The sequence below is a fragment of the Streptomyces sp. 15-116A genome, assembly GCF_025290915.1.
Lineage (GTDB): Bacteria > Actinomycetota > Actinomycetes > Streptomycetales > Streptomycetaceae > Streptomyces.
Genome location: NZ_JAOCQE010000004.1, coordinates 55,475 through 76,271, shown reverse-complemented (window position 1 = coordinate 76,271; position 20,797 = coordinate 55,475). Strand labels below are relative to the sequence as shown.

Annotated in this window: 16 protein-coding genes; 8 read left to right on the top strand and 8 right to left on the bottom strand. The window is 69.9% G+C overall.

The annotated features are described in order from the left end of the window. Positions 1-24: 24 nt before the first annotated feature. From N4P33_RS01710 to iolD, 3 genes are all read right to left on the bottom strand, one after another. Positions 25-1,431 (bottom strand): APC family permease, encoded by a 1,407-nt coding sequence (locus N4P33_RS01710; protein WP_260824367.1) that lies wholly within the window; start codon positions 1,429-1,431, stop codon positions 25-27. 248 nt (positions 1,432-1,679) lie between these two features. Beyond that, a complete protein-coding gene (gene mmsA / locus N4P33_RS01705) occupies positions 1,680-3,182 on the bottom strand; it encodes a CoA-acylating methylmalonate-semialdehyde dehydrogenase (protein ID WP_260824366.1) in 1,503 nt (500 codons plus the stop codon). 14 nt (positions 3,183-3,196) lie between these two features. Next, a complete protein-coding gene (gene iolD / locus N4P33_RS01700; protein ID WP_260824365.1) occupies positions 3,197-5,089 on the bottom strand; it encodes a 3D-(3,5/4)-trihydroxycyclohexane-1,2-dione acylhydrolase (decyclizing) in 1,893 nt (630 codons plus the stop codon). A 501-nt stretch (positions 5,090-5,590) separates the two neighbouring features. Here iolD and N4P33_RS01695 point away from each other — a divergent pair. Next, positions 5,591-5,791, top strand: a complete 201-nt coding sequence (locus N4P33_RS01695) for an AlpA family transcriptional regulator (RefSeq protein WP_260824364.1) — start codon at positions 5,591-5,593, stop codon at positions 5,789-5,791. An 84-nt stretch (positions 5,792-5,875) separates the two neighbouring features. Here N4P33_RS01695 and N4P33_RS01690 read toward each other — a convergent pair whose 3' ends face one another. Further along, a complete protein-coding gene (locus N4P33_RS01690) occupies positions 5,876-8,131 on the bottom strand; it encodes an MMPL family transporter (RefSeq protein ID WP_260824363.1) in 2,256 nt (751 codons plus the stop codon). Positions 8,132-8,297: 166 nt separating this feature from the next. On the opposite strand from N4P33_RS01690, the gene N4P33_RS01685 reads away from it, so the two are divergent. From N4P33_RS01685 to N4P33_RS01675, 3 genes are all read left to right on the top strand, one after another. Then, complete coding sequence (locus N4P33_RS01685; RefSeq protein WP_260824362.1) at positions 8,298-8,930, top strand: TetR/AcrR family transcriptional regulator; 633 nt, start codon at positions 8,298-8,300, stop codon at positions 8,928-8,930. An 81-nt stretch (positions 8,931-9,011) separates the two neighbouring features. After that, positions 9,012-9,251 (top strand): heavy-metal-associated domain-containing protein, encoded by a 240-nt coding sequence (locus N4P33_RS01680; RefSeq protein ID WP_260824361.1) that lies wholly within the window; start codon positions 9,012-9,014, stop codon positions 9,249-9,251. A 144-nt stretch (positions 9,252-9,395) separates the two neighbouring features. Further along, positions 9,396-11,627: a cation-translocating P-type ATPase gene (locus N4P33_RS01675; RefSeq protein ID WP_260824360.1), complete on the top strand. Its 2,232-nt coding sequence runs from the start codon at positions 9,396-9,398 to the stop codon at positions 11,625-11,627. 590 nt (positions 11,628-12,217) lie between these two features. On the opposite strand, the gene N4P33_RS01670 is transcribed toward N4P33_RS01675, so the two are convergent. Together N4P33_RS01670 and N4P33_RS01665 are read right to left on the bottom strand one after the other, a co-directional pair. Next, positions 12,218-13,507 carry a citrate synthase gene (locus tag N4P33_RS01670; RefSeq protein WP_260824359.1) on the bottom strand — a complete coding sequence of 430 codons (1,290 nt, stop codon included), beginning with the start codon at positions 13,505-13,507 and terminating at the stop codon, positions 12,218-12,220. 219 nt (positions 13,508-13,726) lie between these two features. Next, positions 13,727-16,048, bottom strand: a complete 2,322-nt coding sequence (locus N4P33_RS01665; protein WP_260824358.1) for an ATP-dependent RecD-like DNA helicase — start codon at positions 16,046-16,048, stop codon at positions 13,727-13,729. A gap of 68 nt (positions 16,049-16,116) precedes the next feature. Between N4P33_RS01665 and N4P33_RS01660 the strand changes: the two genes are divergently transcribed. Then, positions 16,117-16,773, top strand: coding sequence for a Uma2 family endonuclease (locus tag N4P33_RS01660; protein ID WP_260824357.1), 657 nt, complete (start codon positions 16,117-16,119; stop codon positions 16,771-16,773). Positions 16,774-16,935: 162 nt separating this feature from the next. On the opposite strand, the gene N4P33_RS01655 is transcribed toward N4P33_RS01660, so the two are convergent. Together N4P33_RS01655 and N4P33_RS01650 are read right to left on the bottom strand one after the other, a co-directional pair. Further along, a complete protein-coding gene (locus N4P33_RS01655) occupies positions 16,936-17,112 on the bottom strand; it encodes a DUF397 domain-containing protein (RefSeq protein WP_260824356.1) in 177 nt (58 codons plus the stop codon). 8 nt (positions 17,113-17,120) lie between these two features. Then, complete coding sequence (locus tag N4P33_RS01650; RefSeq protein WP_260824355.1) at positions 17,121-17,957, bottom strand: helix-turn-helix transcriptional regulator; 837 nt, start codon at positions 17,955-17,957, stop codon at positions 17,121-17,123. Positions 17,958-18,179: 222 nt separating this feature from the next. On the opposite strand from N4P33_RS01650, the gene N4P33_RS01645 reads away from it, so the two are divergent. From N4P33_RS01645 to N4P33_RS01635, 3 genes are all read left to right on the top strand, one after another. Then, a complete protein-coding gene (locus N4P33_RS01645; protein ID WP_260824354.1) occupies positions 18,180-18,593 on the top strand; it encodes an ATP-binding protein in 414 nt (137 codons plus the stop codon). Positions 18,594-18,680: 87 nt separating this feature from the next. Beyond that, positions 18,681-19,583 carry a ribokinase gene (locus tag N4P33_RS01640; protein ID WP_260824353.1) on the top strand — a complete coding sequence of 301 codons (903 nt, stop codon included), beginning with the start codon at positions 18,681-18,683 and terminating at the stop codon, positions 19,581-19,583. A 340-nt stretch (positions 19,584-19,923) separates the two neighbouring features. Then, positions 19,924-20,763 carry a methyltransferase domain-containing protein gene (locus tag N4P33_RS01635; protein WP_260824352.1) on the top strand — a complete coding sequence of 280 codons (840 nt, stop codon included), beginning with the start codon at positions 19,924-19,926 and terminating at the stop codon, positions 20,761-20,763. The last annotated feature ends 34 nt before the right edge of the window (positions 20,764-20,797 follow it).

Sequence of the window (20,797 nt, the reverse complement as noted above, 5' to 3'; positions counted from 1 at the left end):
CGTCCGTGGTAGTCCGGGGCGGCGCTAGACCGTGTCTGTGCGCGTGTCCTCCGGGATCGTCACCAGCCAGCGGGTGGTGGTGCGGGGGCGGAGGTAGAGGGCCCAGTAGAGGGTGGCCGCCGCGGTGATACCGCCGGTCCAGGCCAGGTGGGCCGGTTCCTGCTGGGTGAGGACGTAGCCGAGGACGACGATCAGCAGGGCCGGGACGGCGGGCCACAGGGGCATGCGCCAGGCGGGGGCGTGGCGGTGGGCGCCGCGGCGGGAGAGCAGGGCGGCGATGGCGACGAGCAGGTACATGCCGGTGACGGAGACGCCCGTGACGCCGTAGAGGGTGTCGAGGTTGACGAAGCACAGGGCGGCGCCGGGGACGCCGACCGCGAGGGTGGCGACCCAGGGGGAGCCGAAGCGGCCGAGCTTGGCGAAGACGTGGTTCACCGGCTCGGGCCACGCCTTGTCGCGGGCGGAGGCGAACAGCACGCGCGAGTTCTGGATGACCATCACGATGCCCGCGTTGATGATGGCGAGCGCCACGCACAGGCTGACGAAGGTGCCGACGGCGGAGTTGGACCAGGCGGTGACCATGGAGGAGATGTCGCCGCCGGTCAGCTCGGCGAGGTCGGAGGCGCCGAGGGTGATGGCGACGACCGGGACGAGGATGATCACGGCGGAGATGCCGAGGGTGGCCAGCACCGTACGGGCGACGTTGCGGCGCGGGTTCTCCAGTTCCTCGGAGAGGTAGACGGCCGTGGAGAAGCCCTGGGTGATGAACAGGGCGATGGCGAGACCGGAGACGACCAGCAGGGCCGTCACGGCGTCCGGGCCGCCGTCGGGGCCGGCCACCTCCATGGAGGCGAGGCTGCCGAGGCCGCGCTCGCTGTGCGCGAAGCCCAGGACGGCGACGACGGCCGCCGCGATCACCTCGAGGACCAGGAAGACGCCGGTGATCCAGGCGTTGGCGCGCAGGTCGAGCAGTCCGGCGAGGGTGGCGAGCAGCATCACCGCGGCGCCCGCCATCGACGGGTCGAGATGGACGACCGGTTCGAGGTAGTCGGCGGTGCCCATCGCGATCACCGGCGGCACGATCATGACGACCAGCAGCGACAGCACGAACACCAGCCAGCCCGCGAGGCGCCCGGCCAGCGTGGAGACCATCGCGTACTCGCCGCCCGCGCTCGGGACGAGCGTGCCGAGCTCCGAGTAGCAGAACGCCACCGCCACGCACAGCAGCGAGCCGATGGCGATGGTGAGGGCGGTGGCGGTGCCGAGGGAGCCGAGCAGGTCGGGGACGACCACGAAGAGGGTGGACGCGGGGGTCACGCACGAGAGGGTGAGGAGAGTGCCGCCGATGACCCCGATGGAACGCTTGAGCTTCTGGGGACTGTGCGTGGCCGGATGAAGGTCGGCCTCGACAGGGCGGAGCGTGTCGGTCATGCGGCGGTTCCGATCGACTCGTGCAGCGGCGCGAAGAACTGGCGTGCATCACACACCGACGAAAACTGATGCGTCAATGGCTGTCTTGCTACGGAATCCGCAGAGAACGGCGGCATGCGGTGTCGTTTATCGCAGCGGTGAGCCCGCAGTCACGGCTCACACACCACGTGCGGGAACCGCACCGGGCGCCTGCAAAAAAATGGGGCCGTCCGCATAACGGACGGCCCCATCGGGGTGTTCGGTGACGCTCAGTGGTTGCGCGGGAAGCCCAGGTCGACGCCCGCCGGAGCGTCCGCCGGGTCCGGCCAGCGGGTGGTGACGACCTTGCCGCGCGTGTAGAAGTGCGTGCCGTCGTTGCCGTAGATGTGGTGGTCGCCGAAGAGCGAGTCCTTCCAACCGCCGAAGGAGTGGTAGCCCACGGGGACCGGGATCGGGACGTTCACGCCGACCATGCCGGCCTCGACCTCCAGCTGGAAGCGGCGGGCGGCGCCGCCGTCCCGGGTGAAGATCGCGGTGCCGTTGCCGAACGGCGAGGCGTTGATGAGTTCCAGGCCCTCCTCGTACGTCTCGGCGCGCAGCACGCACAGCACCGGGCCGAAGATCTCGTCCTGGTACGCCTTCGCGGAGGTCGGCACCTTGTCGAGCAGGGAGATGCCGATCCAGTGGCCGTCCTCGTGGCCGTCGACCGTGTAGCCGGTGCCGTCCAGGACGACCTCGCAGCCCTCGGCCGCCGCGCCCTCGACGTAGGACGCCACCTTGTCGCGGTGGGCCTTGGTGATGAGCGGGCCCATCTCGGAGGTCGGGTCGTTGCCCGGACCGATCTTGATCTTCTCGGCGCGCTCGCGGATCTTCTCCACCAGTTCGTCGCCGATCGCGCCGACGGCGACGACCGCGGAGATCGCCATGCAGCGCTCACCGGCGGAGCCGTAGGCGGCCGAGACGGCCGCGTCGGCCGCCGCGTCCAGGTCGGCGTCCGGGAGGACCAGCATGTGGTTCTTGGCGCCGCCGAGCGCCTGCACGCGCTTGCCGTTGGCGGAGGCGGTGGTGTGGATGTAGCGGGCGATCGGGGTGGAGCCGACGAAGGAGACCGCCTTGACGTCGGGGTGCTCCAGGAGGCGGTCGACGGCCACCTTGTCGCCGTGCACGACGTTGAACACGCCGTCGGGCAGACCCGCCTCGGACAGCAGCTCGGCGATGCGGACGGACGCGGAGGGGTCCTTCTCGCTGGGCTTCAGCACGAAGGTGTTGCCGCAGGCGATGGCGATGGGGAACATCCACATCGGCACCATCGCCGGGAAGTTGAACGGCGTGATGCCGGCGACCACACCGAGCGGCTGGCGGATGGACGCCACGTCGACGCGGCTGGCGACCTGCGTGGACAGCTCGCCCTTGAGCTGCACGTTGATCCCGCAGGCCAGGTCGACGATCTCCAGGCCGCGCGCGACCTCGCCGAGGGCGTCGGAGTGCACCTTGCCGTGCTCGGCGGTGATCAGCTCGGCGATCTCGTCGCGGTGCGCGTCCAGCAGGGCGCGGAAGCGGAACAGGGTCGTGGTGCGCTGGGCGAGCGAGGACTGGCCCCAGCTCAGGAACGCCTCCTTGGCGGCGGCGACCGCGGCGTCCACCTCCTCCACGGAGGCGAAGGCGACCTTGGTGGTGACCTCGCCGGTCGCCGGGTTCGTCACCGGACCGTAGGTACCCGAGGCGCCTTCGGCGGTCTTGCCGCCGATCCAGTGGTTGACGATCTTCGTCATGACCGAGAACTCCTTCACAGATGGCGGCGTCGGGTGGAGACGTGCCGTTCGTACAGCTCACGTGCCTTGACCGCGGACGGGCGTGTCGCGGTCTCGGCCACAGGTACATCCCACCAGGCCTGCGCGGGAGGCGCGCCCGACACAGTGTCGGTCGTTTTGGTCTCCACGTAGACACATGTGGGAGTGTCGGCGGCCCGCGCCTCGGCGAGCGCGTCCCGCAGCCCGGCGACGGTCCGCGCGCGCAGCACCCGCATCCCGAGGCTGGCAGCGTTGGCGGCGAGATCCACCGGCAGCGGCGGCCCGGTGTAGGTGCCGTCGTCGGAAGGAAAGCGGTACGCCGTGCCGAACCGCTCGGCGCCGACCGACTCGGACAGGCCGCCGATGGACGCGTACCCGTGGTTCTGCAGGATCACGACCTTGATCGCGATGCCCTCCTGCACGGCGGTCACGATCTCGGTGGGCATCATCAGATACGTGCCGTCGCCGACCAGCGCCCACACCGGCCGCTCGGGCGCCGCGAGCTTCACCCCGACGGCCGCGGGGATCTCGTAGCCCATGCAGGAGTAGCCGTACTCCAGGTGGTACTGGTCGCGGGAGCGGGCGCGCCACAGCTTGTGCAGGTCGCCGGGGAGGGAACCGGCCGCGTTGATGACGATGTCCGTCTCGTCCACAAGCGTGTCGAGGACGCCGAGCACCTGCGGCTGGGTGGGCCGGACGTCCGGCTCGTCGGCCTCGTAGCAGGCGTCGACGCGCTGCTCCCAGCGCTCCTTGTCCTCCGTGTACTCGGCCGCGTAGGCGGCGTCGACCCGGTGACCATGCATCGCCAGCGCCTCGGTCAGCTCCGCGAGGCCGCTGCGGGCGTCCGCGATCAGCGGGGTCCCGGCGAGCTTGTGGCCGTCGAAGGGGGCGATATTGAGGTTGAGGAAGCGGACGCCCGGGTGCTGGAAGAGGGTGCCGGAGGCGGTGGTGAAGTCGGTGTAGCGGGTGCCGACGCCGATCACCAGGTCGGCGGTGCGGGCGAGTTCGCAGGCGGTGGCCGTGCCCGTGTGGCCGATGCCGCCGACGTCCTGGGGGTGGTCGAAGCGCAGGGATCCCTTGCCGGCCTGGGTGGAGGCGACCGGGATGCCGGTGGCCGAGGCGAACTCGGCGAGGGCTTCTTCCGCGCGGCTGTGGTGCACTCCCCCGCCGGCGATCAGCAGGGGGCGGCGGGCGGCCCGGATCGCGGTGACGGCCTCGGCGAGTTCCGCCGGGTCGGCGCCCGGGCGGCGCACGGCCCAGGTGCGCTCGGCGAAGAACTCCTCCGGCCAGTCGTACGCCTCCGCCTGCACGTCCTGCGGCAGCGCGAGCGTGACGGCGCCCGTCTCCACCGGGTCGGTGAGCACCCGCATCGCGTTCAGCGCGGCCGGGATCAGCGCCTCGGGGCGGGTGATCCGGTCGAAGTACCTCGACACCGGGCGCAGACAGTCGTTGACCGACACATCACCCGCGTAGGGCACTTCGAGCTGCTGGAGCACCGGGTCGGCGGGGCGGGCGGCGAAGACGTCGCCGGGGAGGAGCAGCACCGGGACGTGGTTGATCGTGGCGAGCGCGGCACCGGTGACGAGATTGGTGGCACCCGGGCCGATGGAGGTGGTGACGGCGTGGGTGGACAGCCGGTTCGACTGGCGGGCGTATCCGACCGCCGCGTGCACCATGGCCTGCTCGTTGCGTCCCTGGTGATACGGCATCACGTCGGCGTACTCGACGAGCGCCTGGCCGATCCCGGCGACGTTGCCGTGCCCGAAGATGCCCCAGGTCGCGCCGATCAGCCTGCGGCGCACGCCGTCCCGCTCCGTGTACTGGGCGGCGAGGAAGCGGACGAGTGCCTGGGCGACGGTGAGCCGCGTGGTCGAGGTGTGCGCCGTCATCGGGTAACCCCCTGTGCTGTCGGCCTGGGCCGGGTGGAAGCGGAACCGCGCCGGGGTATACGCGCGGGCGGCCCGCCGCGTTCGCCCGGTACGGGCCGGTCGGGAGACCTCCGGCGCGGGGCCGAAGCGGGCGGGGAGTCGTCGCTCGCACTTCGCTCCTGCCAAAGCAAAGCGGCCTCCCACGCCGGAGGTGATCGGTGCCTGGGCGCGCGTCCCGTGCGTACGGCCCTCCCTCGGTTTCTAGCCGGGGAGCGAAGCGCTGTCAATGTTTTGTCCGGACATACGGACCAGTTCTCGTCGCCCCTGTCACAAACACCCCGTCCGTGTCACACATGTCGCACGTACGCGGGACTTGTGTCACACCCGCCGCACAGCCCCTGCCCCGCTCCCGGCGGAGGTCGTTCACCGGGCACAACGCTTGGTGATCGCCAGCGCAGCACCCGGCTCCCCCTGACGGCCGCCCCCGGCCGCCGCCGTGGTGCGCGCGGGGAGGTACGACGCATGACCGACCGAAGGCTGTGGTCCTACAAGGACATCGCGGCGCACATCAAGGTGCAGCCGGACACCGTGCGCTCCTACCGCAAGCACGGCCTGCTGCCGCCGCCCGATCATGTGGAAGGGGGCAAGCCCTATTGGTACGCGGACACCGTCCGGGCGTGGGTGGCGTCGCGGCCGGGGAACCGGGGGCGGAGAGAGGGATGAGCGGAGCCGGACGACGATGACCTGACGTCTGACGGCGGCTGTGTCCCACCGGTGGGACACAGCCGCCGCGCCGTCCACGGAACGTCAGCTACGGCTCTCCACCTTGTCGCGGGCCGCGTCCACCGCCTCGGCCCCTTGCCCGGCGCCCTCGGCGGCGGGCGCCTCCGGTCTCGACTCCCCTTCGCTCAGCCCGAACCGCTCGTGGAACCGCCGCAGCGGCCCCGGCGCCCACCAGGTGGCCCGGCCCGTGAGCCGCATGACCGACGGGACCAGGAGGCTGCGGACGATCATCGCGTCCATGAGCACGGCCAGCGCGATGCCCAGGCCCAGCATCTTGGTGTTGGTCACGCGCGAGGTGCCGATGGCGACCATGACCACCGCAAGGATGACCGCCGCCGCGGTGATCAGTCCGCCGGTGCGCTGCAGACCGTGCCGGACGGCCTGGTCGTGGTCGCCGGTCTTCTCGTACTCCTCCTTGATGCGGGAGAGCAGGAACACGCCGTAGTCCATGGAGAGCCCGAAGGCCACGCAGAACATCAGCACCGGCAGGGTCGTCTCGATGGAGCCGGGGCTGGTGAAGCCGAGCAGGCCGGAGAGATGGCCGTCCTGGAAGACCCACACCACCGCTCCGAACATCGCGGTCAGACTGAGCGCGTTGAGCACCACCGCCTGCACGGGGATCAGCACGCTGCGGGTGAGCAGGAAGACCAGCAGCAGGGTGACCAGGACGATGAAGACGGCCGCGAGGGGGAGTTGCTCCGCGATGGCGTCCTTGGAGTCGACCAGGACGGCCGCCGCGCCCGTCACCTGGGTGTCGAACGGGGCCTCCACCGCCCGCAGTTCGCCCACCAGCCGCTGGGCCGGATCGTCCACGGACTCCCCCTCGGGCAGCACCGTGAAGTAGGCCGAGTCGTCCTTCACCAGCGGCCCCTCCACCCGTACGACATCGGGCAGACCGGCGATGCGCTCCTTGTAGGCGGCGTACTGCGCCTCGGTCGCGCGGCCCTCGGCGAGGACCTCCAAGCCACCGCCGGGGCTGCCGGGGAACCCGTCACGGATGTGCTGCTGCACTATGTGCGACTCGGCACTGGAGGGCAGCTGGCGGTCGTCGGCGGTGCCGAACTTCACGCCGAGGAAGGGCAGCCCGAGCAGCACCAGCACGGCGGTCGTGCCCAAGGCGAAGAAGGGGGCGCGGCGCATCACCAGCCGGGCGGTACGGCCCCAGGCGGCGCCCTCCTCCACGGCGGCGGCCCCCTCAGTGGCCCGCTCCGGGCGCCCGCGCCGGAACAGACGCCGGAGATCGAGCGAGTTGACCCGGTGGCCGAGGAGCACCAGAGCGGCGGGGAGCAGGATCAGCGCGGCCGCGGCGGCCAGCAGCACCACCGCTATCCCGGCGTAGGCGAAGGACCGCAGGAAGTACTGCGGGAAGAGCAGCATCGCGGCGAGGGAGACGGCGACCGTGAGCGCGGAGAACAGCACGGTCCGTCCGGCCGTGCGCAGCGTGGCGCCCACGGCGGTCAACGGGTCGGCGCCCGTGGACAGTTCCTCCCGGAAGCGCCGGACGATGAACAGGGCGTAGTCGATGGCGAGGCCGAGTCCGAGTGCCGTGGTGAGGTTCATCGCGAAGACCGACACATCGGTGAACTCGGTGAGTCCGCGCAGGACGGCGTTGGTGCCCAGGATGGCGACGATGCCGATGCCGAGGGGCAGCAGGGCCGCGACCGCGCTGCCGAAGACCATCACCAGCAGGACCAGGGTCACCGGCAGGGCGATCATCTCGGCCCTCAGTAGGTCCTCCTGGATGATCGTCTGCATCTCGTGCCGCACGGCGACCGGGCCGCCGATCTTGACGTCGACCGCGCCGCGTTCGCCCCGGTAGGAGGGCGCGATGCGGTCCAGGGTCTCGTTCATCGTCGTCTCGTCGCCCGTGATGCGGGCGGCGATCAGCGCCTCGTGACCGTCCTCGGCACGCAGGGCGGGCGAGCCGGTCCCCCAGTAGGAGCCGACGCCGGTCACTCCCTCCTCTCTCGCCAGCCGCTCGGTGAGCCGCTTCGCCTCGGCGGCGACGGCCGGGTCGTCGACCGAGGCGTCGCCCGCGTCCACGAGCAGCAGGAAGTTGGGCTGGGAAGCGGGGAACTCGCGTTCCAGGGCCTTGGTCGCGTAGGTGGACTCGGTGTCCGGGTCCTCCCAGCCGCCGCTGCCCATGCGGTCGGCGACTCCGCTGCCGGCCAGCACGGCGAGCACGGTGAGGACGAGGGCGGCGAGCAGCGACAGGCGGGGCCTGGCGGTGACGAGCCGCGTCCAGCCCCCGATCTTCGGCGGCTTGTTGACTTTGGTCATCCTGCGCTGTCCCCTTCACCATGAAGTTCACGCTGTGACGCCGTGACAGAGCCGACGCCATGACAGAGCCATAGACTGGCAAACACGAGAGATCGCTCGCGTTTCACCAGAATGCGAGTGACCGCTCGCGTTTGTCAATCACTGATCGAGAACTGGGGACAACCACGTGCCCGCCAAGACCGAGAAACCAGGGAACGAGCAGCCGCGCCGCCGCCAGGCCCGCGGCGAGCGGCGCATCGCCCAGCTGCTCGAAGCGGCGGCGTCCGTCTTCTGCACGACCGGTTACACGGCCGCCAGCACCAACGCCATCGCCCGCGAGGCCGGCGTGTCGCCGGGCACGCTGTACCAGTTCTTCCCGAACAAGGAAGCGATCGCCATCGAGCTGGGCGAGCGCCTCATGCACGAGATGCGCCAGACGTACGGCGAGGCCCTCGCCCCGATCGATCCCGCCACACCCCTTGAGGAGGCGATCGGGGCGGCCGTGGACCGGTTCATCGACTTCAACTGCCGCCACCCCGTCTTCTTCACGCTGATGCACGGCTCCGACGTCCCCGGCCGCATGGCCGAGGAGCACGACGCCCTGCACGCCACGCTGATCAGCAGGGTCGAGGCGCTGCTGAGCCCGTTCCTGACGGACACCCCCGAAGCGGACGTCCGGCGCACCGCCCAGGTGTGCGTGGGGATCTACAAGGCCGGGCTGGAACTGGTCCTCACCCATGAGGGGGCGGAGCGCGAGGCGTACATACAGGAGCTGAAGAACGTCCTCATCCGGTACCTCGATCCGCTGGTCGTGGACTAATACCCCCTAGGGGTATAGTCTGGGTGGTGTGGGCCCCCGTGGGCCCCGTCGACCCCATACGCCTCGACGAGGAGTAACGACATGACCGCCCAGACCGACACCCAGGGTTCTGTCACCGCTGTCTACAAGGTGAGCGGGATGAGCTGTGGGCACTGCGAGGGTGCCGTTTCCGGAGAGATCTCCGAGATTCCCGGCGTCAGCTCTGTGAAGGCTGTTGCGTCCAGTGGTGAGGTGACCGTGGTTTCCGCGGCGCCGCTGGATGAGGCGGCGGTGCGTGCGGCTGTGGACGAGGCCGGGTTCGAGCTGGTTGGGCTCGCCTAAGAGCTCGGGGGCCTGTGCCGTCCGGCGGGTGCGGGGGCGTTGTGGCTTGTCGCGCCCACGCGGCGGAAGCCGCAAATCGACACAGCCCCGCGCCCCTGAGGTCGCGCACCTGACCCGGCGTTTGTATCGCACTGGAGTTTGGATATGAGCAGCACCACCGCCGCCGTCCCGCAGCAGGCGGGCGTGTCCGAAGTCGAGCTGCTGATCGGCGGGATGACCTGTGCCTCCTGTGCCGCGCGGGTCGAGAAGAAGCTCAATCGGATGGACGGCGTCTCGGCCACGGTGAACTACGCGACCGAGAAGGCGCGGATCACGTATCCGGCGGGGATCGAGGTGGCCGATCTGATCGCCACCGTGGTGAAGACCGGCTACACCGCCGAGGAGCCCGCGCCTCCGCGGGAGGAGGCTCAGGCACCGGAAGAAGATCCCGAGCTCACCGCCCTGCGCCGGCGCCTGCAGGTCTCCGTGCTGCTCGCCCTGCCCGTCGTCCTGCTGGCCATGGTGCCCGCCCTCCAGTTCGACAACTGGCAGTGGCTCTCGCTGACCCTCGCCGCGCCCGTCGTCGTCTGGGGTGCGCTGCCCTTCCACCGGGCCGCCTGGACCAACCTCCGGCACGGCGCGGCCACCATGGACACGCTGGTCTCGGTCGGCACGCTCGCCGCGTTCGGCTGGTCGCTGTGGGCGCTCTTCCTCGGGGACGCGGGCATGCCCGGCATGCGGCACCCCTTCGAGCTGACGGTCTCGCGCACCGACGGCGCCTCCACGATCTATCTGGAGGTCGCCGCCGGTGTCACCGCGTTCATCCTGCTCGGCCGCTATCTGGAGGCGCGCTCCAAGCGCCGCGCGGGAGCGGCCCTGCGGGCGCTGATGGAGCTGGGCGCCAAGGACGTGGCCGTCCTGCGCGACGGACGCGAGGTGCGGATACCGGCGGAGCGGCTCGCCGTGGGCGACCGGTTCGTCGTCCGGCCCGGGGAGAAGATCGCCACCGACGGCACGGTGGTCGAGGGTTCCTCGGCCGTCGACGCCTCCATGCTGACCGGCGAGTCGGTCCCGGTGGACGTCACCGTCGGCGACAGCGTCACCGGCGCCACGGTCAACGCGGGCGGCCGCCTGGTCGTCGAGGCCACGCGCGTGGGCGCCGACACCCAGCTCGCCCGGATGGCCCGGCTGGTGGAGGAGGCGCAGAACGGCAAGGCCGAGGTGCAGCGCCTGGCCGACCGGATCGCCGGGGTCTTCGTGCCCGTGGTGCTGCTGATCGCGGCCGGCACCTTCGGGCTGTGGCTCGGCTCGACCGATGACACCGTGGCCGCGTTCACCGCCGCCGTCGCCGTCCTGATCATCGCCTGCCCGTGCGCTCTCGGCCTCGCCACGCCGACCGCGCTGATGGTCGGCACCGGGCGCGGCGCCCAGCTCGGCATCCTCATCAAGGGCCCGGAGGTGCTGGAGAGCACCCGCCGCATCGACACGATCGTCCTCGACAAGACCGGCACCGTCACCACCGGCCGGATGACCCTCCAGGACGTGTACGCCGCCGAGGGCACCGACGAGAGCGAGGTGCTGCGGCTCGCGGGCGCCCTGGAACACGCTTCCGAGCATCCCGTCGCGCGGGCGATCGCCGCGGGCGCCGAGGAGCGCCTGGGCGCGCTGCCGCCGACCGAGCAGTTCGAGAACGTCCCCGGCCGGGGCGTACGCGGCCGGGTGGACGGCCATGAGGTGACCGTGGGGCGCCTGCACGAGGAGCTGCCGCCCGAATTGGCCCGGCTCCGAGAGAAGGCCGAACGGGACGGTCGTACGGCCGTCGTGGTGGCCTGGGACGGAGCGGCACGCGGGGTGCTCGCCGTCGCGGACGCGGTCAAGGAGACCAGCGCCGAGGCTGTGCGCGAGCTGCGCGGCCTGGGCCTCACACCGGTGCTGCTGACCGGCGACAACCGGACGGTGGCCGAAGCGGTGGCCCGCGCTGTGGGCATCGACGAGGTGATCGCCGAGGTGCTGCCCGAGGACAAGGTCGCAGCCGTACGACGGCTCCAGGCCGAGGGCCGTACGGTCGCCATGGTCGGCGACGGCGTCAACGACGCGGCGGCGCTCGCCACCGCCGATCTGGGGCTGGCGATGGGCACGGGCACCGACGCGGCGATCGAGGCGGGCGATCTGACGCTGGTGCGCGGGGATCTGCGGGTGGCGGCGGACGCGATCCGGCTGTCCCGCAGGACACTCGCCACGATCAAGGGCAATCTGGTGTGGGCGTTCGGATACAACGTGGCCGCGCTGCCCCTCGCGGCGGCCGGACTGCTGAACCCGATGATCGCCGGGGCGGCGATGGCCTTCTCCTCGGTGTTCGTGGTGACGAACAGCCTGCGCCTGCGCACATTTCATTGAGAACTCAACCGGTGAGTAGGCCTGGAGTCCGGTAGGACACTCACATAAGCTCTTCACAAGGCTCGCGCATCATCCTTACGCTTGAGTCCCGCCAACGGTATGCGGCCTCTTGCGTATCAAAGGGACAGATGCAAGAGACGCAGATCACAGTGATGTGAACGTAACCATCGAAGGGGTTCGAAGGTCTAAGTTGGCGATGTCAGGCAGCGTCTTGGGGGGCGCTCCCTGGCATCTGGGATTGTCTTGGGGGACTTTCCCAGAGATTGCGTTGCCGGGGCACGTACACACCGGGGAGCTTTGAGCGGCCCTCCCGACCCGTGTGCTGTCCCGGCAGACCGCAGCGATTCAGGCGCTGTCCTCACAGACGCCCGGCCGGATCCCGTGGGGGGAATCCGCACCGGGACATGGGAAGGCGCCCTGGACGTCGGCCCGTGGGGGGACTGGCGATCAGGGCGCCTTCTTCTTTATGCGGTTGTACAAGCGCCCCAAAGGGGCGCGGGGAACTGCGCGACCAGCCACAGCCGGCCCGCAGCCGCCCACACCCCTCGAGTGGCAACCCATCAGGCGAACGGCGCCCCCACCGGCAGGTGTCAGCGCTGCTCGACCGGCACGAAGTCCCGCTCGACGACACCCGTGTAGATCTGGCGCGGACGCCCGATGCGCGACCCCGGCTCCTTGATCATCTCGTGCCACTGGGCGATCCAGCCCGGCAGCCGGCCGAGGGCGAACAGCACCGTGAACATCTCGGTCGGGAAGCCCATGGCCCGGTAGATCAGACCGGTGTAGAAGTCGACGTTCGGGTAGAGGCTGCGCGAGACGAAGTAGTCGTCGGAGAGCGCGTGCTCCTCCAGCTTCAGCGCGATGTCCAGCAGCTCGTCGGACTTGCCGAGGGCGGACAGGACGTCGTGCGCGGCGGCCTTGATGATCTTGGCGCGCGGGTCGAAGTTCTTGTAGACCCGGTGGCCGAAGCCCATCAGGCGGACGCCGTCCTCCTTGTTCTTCACCTTGCGGATGAAGGAGTCGACATCGCCGCCGGAGTCGCGGATGCCCTCCAGCATCTCCAGCACGGACTGGTTGGCGCCGCCGTGCAGCGGGCCCCACAGGGCGTTGATGCCGGCGGAGATCGAGGCGAACATGTTCGCCTGCGAGGAGCCGACGAGGCGGACCGTGGAGGTCGAGCAGTTCTGCTCGTGGTCCGCGTGCAGGATCAGCAGCTTGTCGAGCGCGGAGACCACGATCGGGTCGAGCTCGTACTCCTGGGCGGGGACCGAGAAGGTCATGCGCAGGAAGTTCTCGACGTAGCCCAGGTCGTTGCGCGGGTAGACGAACGGGTGGCCGATCGACTTCTTGTACGCGTAGGCGGCGATCGTCGGGAGCTTGGCGAGCAGCCGGATCGTGGAGAGGTTGCGCTGCGTCTCGTCGAACGGGTTGTGGCTGTCCTGGTAGAAGGTGGACAGCGCCGAGACGACCGACGACAGCATGGCCATCGGGTGGGCGTCGCGCGGGAAGCCCTTGTAGAAGTTCTTGACGTCCTCGTGCAGCAGGGTGTGCTGCGTGATGTCGTTCTTGAACGTCGAGAGCTCGTCGACGGTCGGCAGCTCGCCGTTGATCAGCAGGTAGGCGACCTCCAGGAAGGTGGAGCGCTCGGCCAGCTGCTCGATCGGGTAGCCGCGGTACCGGAGGATCCCCGCCTCGCCGTCCAGGTAGGTGATGGCGGATTTATAGGCGGCGGTGTTGCCGTAGCCGCTGTCCAGCGTCACCAGACCGGTCTGGGCTCGGAGCTTCCCGATGTCGAAGCCCTTGTCACCGACGGTGCTGTCGATCACCGGGTAGGTGTACTCACCGTCGCCGTACCGCAGTACTACAGAGTTGTCGCTCACGTCTTCCCTCACCGACGTAGTGCCTCATCTTCGAGGTGCCCTGACTGTCTCTACCATCCCCCACTTGGCTCAGGAGAGTGCACTCGGGGTCGACCATCGGGCCTATCGGCGGCACTGAGTGCCGCCAACTTGCCCATCCTGCCCCCTGTGTTCTCCTTCCGGAAGTGCTCTGTGACCTTTGCGACTCGTTTGATCGATCATTTTTTTGTGTCGCGGAGCTCACGGCCCCGGGGCGGGCCCCGGAGAGGCGGATCCGGAAGCGGAACCGAAAGCGGATCCGGCAGCGGAACCGGCGAGGCGGAAGTCCAGCGCCGTGCAGCGCCGGCCCGCCGAGACCGTGCGCACCGCCTGCCCGATCGCCTTGCGGGAGCCGACGAGGACGACCAGGCGCTTGGCCCGGGTGACCGCCGTGTACAGCAGATTGCGCTGCAGCATCATCCACGCGCCCGTGGTCACCGGGATGACGACCGCCGGGTACTCGCTGCCCTGGGAGCGGTGGATGGTCACCGCGTAGGCGTGTGCCAGCTCGTCGAGTTCGTCGAACTCGTACGGCACCTCCTCGTCCTCGTCCGTCAGCACCGTCAGGCGCTGGTCGACCGGGTCGAGTGAGGTGACCACACCCACGGTGCCGTTGAAGACCCCGTTCTTGCCCTTCTCGTAATTGTTGCGAATCTGGGTGACCTTGTCGCCGACGCGGAAGACCCGGCCGCCGAAACGCTTCTCGGGCAGGTCCGGGCGGCCGGGGGTGATGGCCTGCTGGAGCAGCCCGTTGAGCGTGCCCGCACCGGCCGGTCCCCGGTGCATGGGCGCGAGAACCTGCACGTCACGGCGCGGGTCGAGGCCGAACTTGGCGGGGATGCGCCGCGCCGCGACATCCACCGTCAGCCGCCCGGCCTCCTCGGTGTCGTCCTCCACGAACAGGAAGAAGTCCTTCATGCCGTCGGTGACCGGGTGCTGCCCGGCGTTGATCCGGTGCGCGTTGGTGACGACCCCGGACTGCTGGGCCTGGCGGAAGACACGGGTGAGGCGGACGGCGGGGACGGGGCTGCCGTCGGCGAGGAGATCCCGGAGCACCTCCCCGGCGCCGACGCTGGGGAGCTGGTCGACGTCACCCACGAAGAGGAGGTGGGCGCCGGGCGGGACCGCCTTGACCAGCTTGTTGGCGAGGAGGAGGTCCAGCATGGATGCCTCGTCGACGACCACGAGGTCGGCGTCCAGCGGGCGGTCCCGGTCGTAGGCGGCGTCGCCCCCGGGTTTCAGCTCCAGCAGGCGGTGGACGGTGGAGGCCTCGGCGCCGGTCAGCTCGGCGAGCCGCTTGGCGGCCCGGCCGGTAGGGGCGGCGAGCACGACCTTCGCCTTCTTCGCGCGGGCCAGCTCAACGATGGAGCGCACGGTGAAGGACTTGCCGCAGCCGGGACCGCCGGTGAGGACGGCGACCTTCTCGGTGAGGGCGAGCTTGACGGCGGCCTCCTGCTCGGGGGCAAGGTCGGCGCCGGTACGGCCCTTGAGCCAGGTCAGGGCCTTGTCCCAGGCGACGTCCCGGAAGGCCGGCATCCGGTCCTCGTCGGTGCGCAGGAGGCGCAGGAGCTGAGAGGAGAGGGACAGCTCGGCGCGGTGGAAGGGGACGAGGTAGATCGCGGTGACGGGATCACCGCCGTCCGGGCCGGGGACCTTCTCCCGTACGACACCGGGGTCCTCTCCGTCCGGGGGCTCGGCGGCCAGCTCGGCGAGGCACTCGATGACGAGCCCGGTGTCGACCTGGAGGAGCTTGACCGCGTCGGCGATCAGCTTCTCCTCGGGCAAGTAGCAGTGTCCCTGGTCGGTGGACTGGGAGAGCGCGTATTGCAGCCCGGCCTTGACCCGCTCCGGGCTGTCGTGCGGGATGCCGACGGACTGGGCGATCTTGTCGGCGGTGAGGAAGCCGATGCCCCAGACGTCGGCGGCGAGACGGTACGGCTGGTTCTTCACGACCGAGATCGAGGCGTCGCCGTACTTCTTGTAGATCCGCACGGCGATCGACGTGGACACCTCGACGGTCTGGAGGAACAGCATGACCTCCTTGATCGCCTTCTGCTCCTCCCAGGCGTCGGCGATCTTCTTGGTCCGCTTGGGTCCGAGCCCGGGGACCTCGATGAGCCGCTTGGGCTCCTCCTCGATGATCTTCAGGGTGTCCATGCCGAAGTGCTGGGTGATGCGGTCGGCGAAGACGGGTCCGATGCCTTTGACGAGGCCCGAGCCGAGATAACGCCGGATGCCCTGGACCGTGGCCGGGAGGACGGTCGTGTAGTTCTCGACGTGGAACTGCTTGCCGTACTGGGGGTGCGACCCCCAGCGCCCCTCCATCCGCAGCGACTCCCCCACCTGCGCACCGAGCAGCGCCCCCACGACGGTGAGGAGATCCCCGGATCCTCTGCCGGTGTCGACGCGGGCGACGGTGTAGCCGTTCTCCTCGTTGGCGTAGGTGATGCGCTCGAGGACGCCTTCGAGCGTGGCGAGTCGCCGTTCCCCGGCGCCGGGGGCCGCTGCGGACTGGTCGGTCATGATCCGACGGTAGCGGGGGGCTGTGACAGCGGGCGGTCGAGTGGGAGATCGCTCGGTACGCTTGCGCCGTGGACTACGCAAGGATGCGCGCCATCGCCGCGGATCTCGGTGCGTACGCCGAGCGGCTCGAAGGAGCGTGGAGCGTGGAGATCGGGCCGTCCGGTCCGGTCCTGGCGATGACGTGTCGTCCGAAGCGGCACGAGGGCACGATACGGCGCATCCGCAACCAACTGGACGCACAGCTTCTTCGCACGCACCCCGGCTACATCTGCGCGAACGGCCCGGAGATCGAGCACCCGGCGATCGGCCGCATGCGCCTGCCGGACGCCGTCGTCATTCCCGAGGCCGTGCTCGACGAGGAGGGGCTCGCCGTCGACGCGACGCAGGTGCTGGCCACCGTCGAGATCGTCTCGCCGTCCAACCCGGGCAACGACTACGACGAGAAGCTCGCCGACTATCCGGCCATGGGCATCCCGCTCTACATGATCGTCGACCCGCGCACCGGCACGATCGAGGTGCACTCGGACCCCTGCAAGGGTCGTTACACCCGGAAGGAGCCGTACATCTTCGGGGACTCGGTGCCCTTCGGCCCGTGGACCGTGGAGACCTCGGAGTTCCGGCGGTACGGCAAGGACATGGGCGGCGCGGGGGCTTCTGCAGAAACCGGAAAAATCTGCGCAGAACCTATTGACTCAGGGCACAGAGAGGGTACTAGTAGTCAATAGACGACAACACCGAAAGCGTCGCAAAGTCGGCAAGGACGTCTAGTCGACGGAGTGACGTGGACAGGATGCCGTTCAGGCCCCCGGCAAGCCGGCGCGACACCGAGGCGACAGTGACGACTGAAGCTTCAGGACACGCGCAGCACTACCGGGGACTGTTTATGTTCAGGGGGTTTTGAGGGCTTCGAGGAACGGGGTGAAGACCTTGGCCGGGAAGGTCAGGGTTGCCCGGGCGGGGGCCTTTGAGTCGCGGACGGCTATGTGGGTGGGGGAGGTGGCGATCTCCACGCAGGCGTTCCCGTCGTCGGGGCCGGAGTAGGACGACTTACGCCAGTTGTCCATGGGGTGCCTCACAGCTCTTTCGCCAGTCGACTGATGAAGTCACGTGACCGTTCGGGGTCGAGTGCTACGTCCCCCACCTTACGGAAGCGCGTTCGAAAGGCGGTGAGTTGTGCCTCGGAGTCGATGAAGGCCAGGCCCGTGGGCACGTCACGCACCACGGTGTCCAGCTTGGGGATGGGACCGCCGACGTACGTCATGGAGCTGGCGGCTCTGCCGAAGCCGTCCAGGTCGAACGGGATGACACGCAGGGTGAGGCTGTCGGATTCGGAGAGCTCCACGAGCTTGGTGAGCTGAGCCCGGGCGGCGGCCTTGTCGCCGACTCTGATCCGCAGGGCCGCCTCATGGATCAGCAACTCGTACGGGACGGTGAGCTGCTGGCGCCGCAGTCGGTGACGCAGGCGCAACTCCAGCTCGCCAGGGGTGAGTTCCGGCACCCTCGCGGAGAAGACGGCTCGGGCGTAGTCCTCGGTCTGGAGCAGACCCGGCACGTAGAGGATCGCCACCTCGCGCAGGAACGTGGCGTGGTGTTCCAGTTCGGCGAGGTCCAGAAAGGACGTGGGCAGCAGGCCCCGGTACTCCTCCCACCAACCCCGCGTGCGGTCGGTGGCCATGGCAGCGAGGGCGTCGATGAACTCGCTGTCCGTACAGGCGTAGTGAGATGCGAGCCGGCGCAGACGCTCCTCGCTGACGCCCGAGAGGCCGGACTCGATGTGGCTGATCTGGACGGGATTCACCCCCAGCAGCGCTGCCGCCTGGCGAGCGGTGAGGTCCGCCGCCTCACGGAGCCTGCGCAGCTCGACCGCCAGGCGCAGCTGACGTGCCGTTGGTTCGCGCCGTGTCGTCATCGACTGCTCCTTGTCCAACGCGCCAGCGGGCGCGACACGTTCGGGGGCACATTACGCGATCGGGCTTGCTGAACCGAAAGATTAACCCCTACCGTCAGTGACGCGACGCACACCGTGCGACACCGGGGCACCGGAAGCGCACCGCTCCGTCCTGCCATGACGGCTGCGGCAATGACACCGGCGCCCTCGCTGAACCCACCTTGCCTCGACCGGAGTTGACGCATGCCTGAAAACCAACCGTGGGAGTACTCCCTCGCCATCCCCAACGACCTCCGCGCGGTGACCGTGAGCCGCCGTACCCTCCGCCTGATCCTCACGATGCACGGACTGATCGGCCTCGTGGACGTGGCGGAGCTGCTGGCCGCGGAGTTGGTGTCCAATGCCGTACGCCATACCAAGGGGCCGGCCGCGCTACGGGTGCGGTGGGAGCCGCCGGGGACCTTGCGGATCGGGGCGTGGGACGCGGACCCGGAACCGCCGGAGCCGCCGGTGCCGTTGGAGCGGGTCGCGGAGGAGCTGGAGGCGGGGCGGGGGCTTGCGTTGGTGCGGGCCTGCGCGGATGTGTGGGGGTGGCAGCCGTTGGCGAGAGACGGAAGCCGGGGGAAGTACGTGTGGTGTCAGCTGGGTGCGGCGTAGGGCGTTGCGGGTGAACGTGGGAGCGGTGGCGGGAGGGAGCGGGCAGGATCGCCGTGGACAGTGGGCGCGCAGCCGAAGGGGTACCGCATGAACGACTACGACCTCCTCGTCGTGGGGTCTGCCAACGCCGACCTGGTGATCGGTGTGGAGCGGCGGCCGGGCGCCGGGGAGACCGTGCTGGGGTCCGATCTCGCCGTGCATCCCGGCGGCAAGGGGGCCAACCAGGCCGTTGCCGCCGCCCGCCTCGGCGCCCGTACCGCTCTCCTCGCCCGGGTCGGTGACGACGGGCACGGGCGGCTGCTGCTGGACTCGCTGCGGGCGGCCGGGGTGGACACGGTGGGTGTGCTGGTGGGCGGGGCGCCGACCGGGGTCGCGCTGATCACGGTCGACCCGTCCGGGGACAACAGCATCGTCGTCTCGCCGGGCGCCAACTGGCAGCTCACCCCGGGGGACGTACGGGCCGCCGGGAGTCTGTTCCACGCCTCCCGGGTGGTGTCCGTCCAGCTCGAGATCCCGCTGGAGACGGTCGTGGAGGTGGTGCGGAGTCTGGCGCCGGGGAGTCGTTTCGTACTCAATCCGTCTCCTCCGCGCCCGCTGCCCCGCGAGGTGCTGGACGCCTGCGATCCGCTGATCGTCAACGAGCACGAGGCCCGGGTGATTCTGGGCGACGCGTGTGTGAGCGATCGGGCCGAGGACTGGGCGACGCTGCTGGTCGCCAAGGGGCCCCGGTCGGTGGTCGTGACGCTGGGGGGCGAGGGCGCGCTGGTGGCCGACAAGGAGGGTGTCTCCCGGGTGCCGTCCGTGCCGGTGCGGGCCGTGGACACCACCGGTGCCGGGGATGCCTTCACCGCCGCGCTGGCCTGGCGGCTGGGCGCGGGCGAGGACCTCGCGGAGGCTGCGGCGTACGCGGCGCGGGTCGGCGCGGCGACCGTCACCAAGGAGGGCGCCCAGGACTCGTTCCCGACGGAGGCGGACCTCACGGCCCTGTGAAGAAGGTGGGCGGACAAACTTCGAGGGGGCCCGATCCGTCGACCGGGCCCCCTCGGTTTCCTCCCCCGTCAGAACCCCCAAGTCCCCCCCGGGTCCCCCTCCAGAAGTTCTGACATCAAGTACGACCGGCGAGGTGGTGGAAGGGTTGCACGCCTTCCCCAAGAATTTTTCCGGCCGGTGAGAGATCCACCTTCGACGTGCCTCGTCGGGTGCACATCTGACGAGAGTCTTACCGTCGCCCTGCCGCAGGTGCCCGCCTGCCGATGACGGTGCAGGCTGGGCGGAGAGAACGTACGCGGCGCCTCTGAGCCGACCGGAGAGCGGGAGGTGCGAAGAGCTGATGCCGGACGTGTACGCCATGATCAACGAGGTCGACGAGGCGACTCTCGACCAGGTCGCACAGGCGATGGAGATCAGTGCGGCCGACCCCCAGCATCTGGACATGCTGCGGGACTATCTGTCCGATCTCGGCCTGGACAAGGGTGCGGAGGCTCCCACGGGCGGCGAGGCTCGGGCGCGCGTGCTGGAGATCGGCTGCGGCACCGGCGCCATCAGCCGCGTACTGGCCGGCCTGCCCGGAGTGCGCGAGGTCGTGGGGGCGGACCCCTCTGCGGCCTTGCTCGACAGGGCCCGTTCCCTGAGCTCCACCCGCTCGAATCTGTCGTTCCTCCAGGCTGACGGCCGCGATCTCCCCCTGCCGGAAGCCGATTTCGATGTCGTCGTGCTGCACCGGGTGTTGTCGCACGTGCCCGGACCCCAGACGCTGCTGGCTCAGGCGCACCGGGTGCTGCGCCCCGGTGGCCGACTGGCGGTCTTCGACGGTGACTACTCCACCATCACCCTGGCCACGGGGCCGACCGACCCGCTGCAGACCTGCGTGGACGCGTTCATCCCCGCCTACATCACCGACCCGTGGCTGGTCAGGCGGCTGCCCGCGCTGCTGGACGGAGCGGGCTTCACGCATGGGCGCCTGCGTAGTCACGGATTCGCCCAGATCGAGGACCCTGGCTACATGCTGACCATCGCCGATCGCGGTGCCGAGGCACTGGTGGCCGCCGGGCGGATCGGTCAGGCCCTGGCCGACGCGCTCAAGGCCGAGGCCCGCCGCCGTGTCTCCGACCACACCTTCTTCGGCCACATCGCCTACGCCAGCCTCACCGCCCGCAGAGCGACCGGGTGAGCATCGTGCCGCGGCTTCGGCACCGCGTGTACTA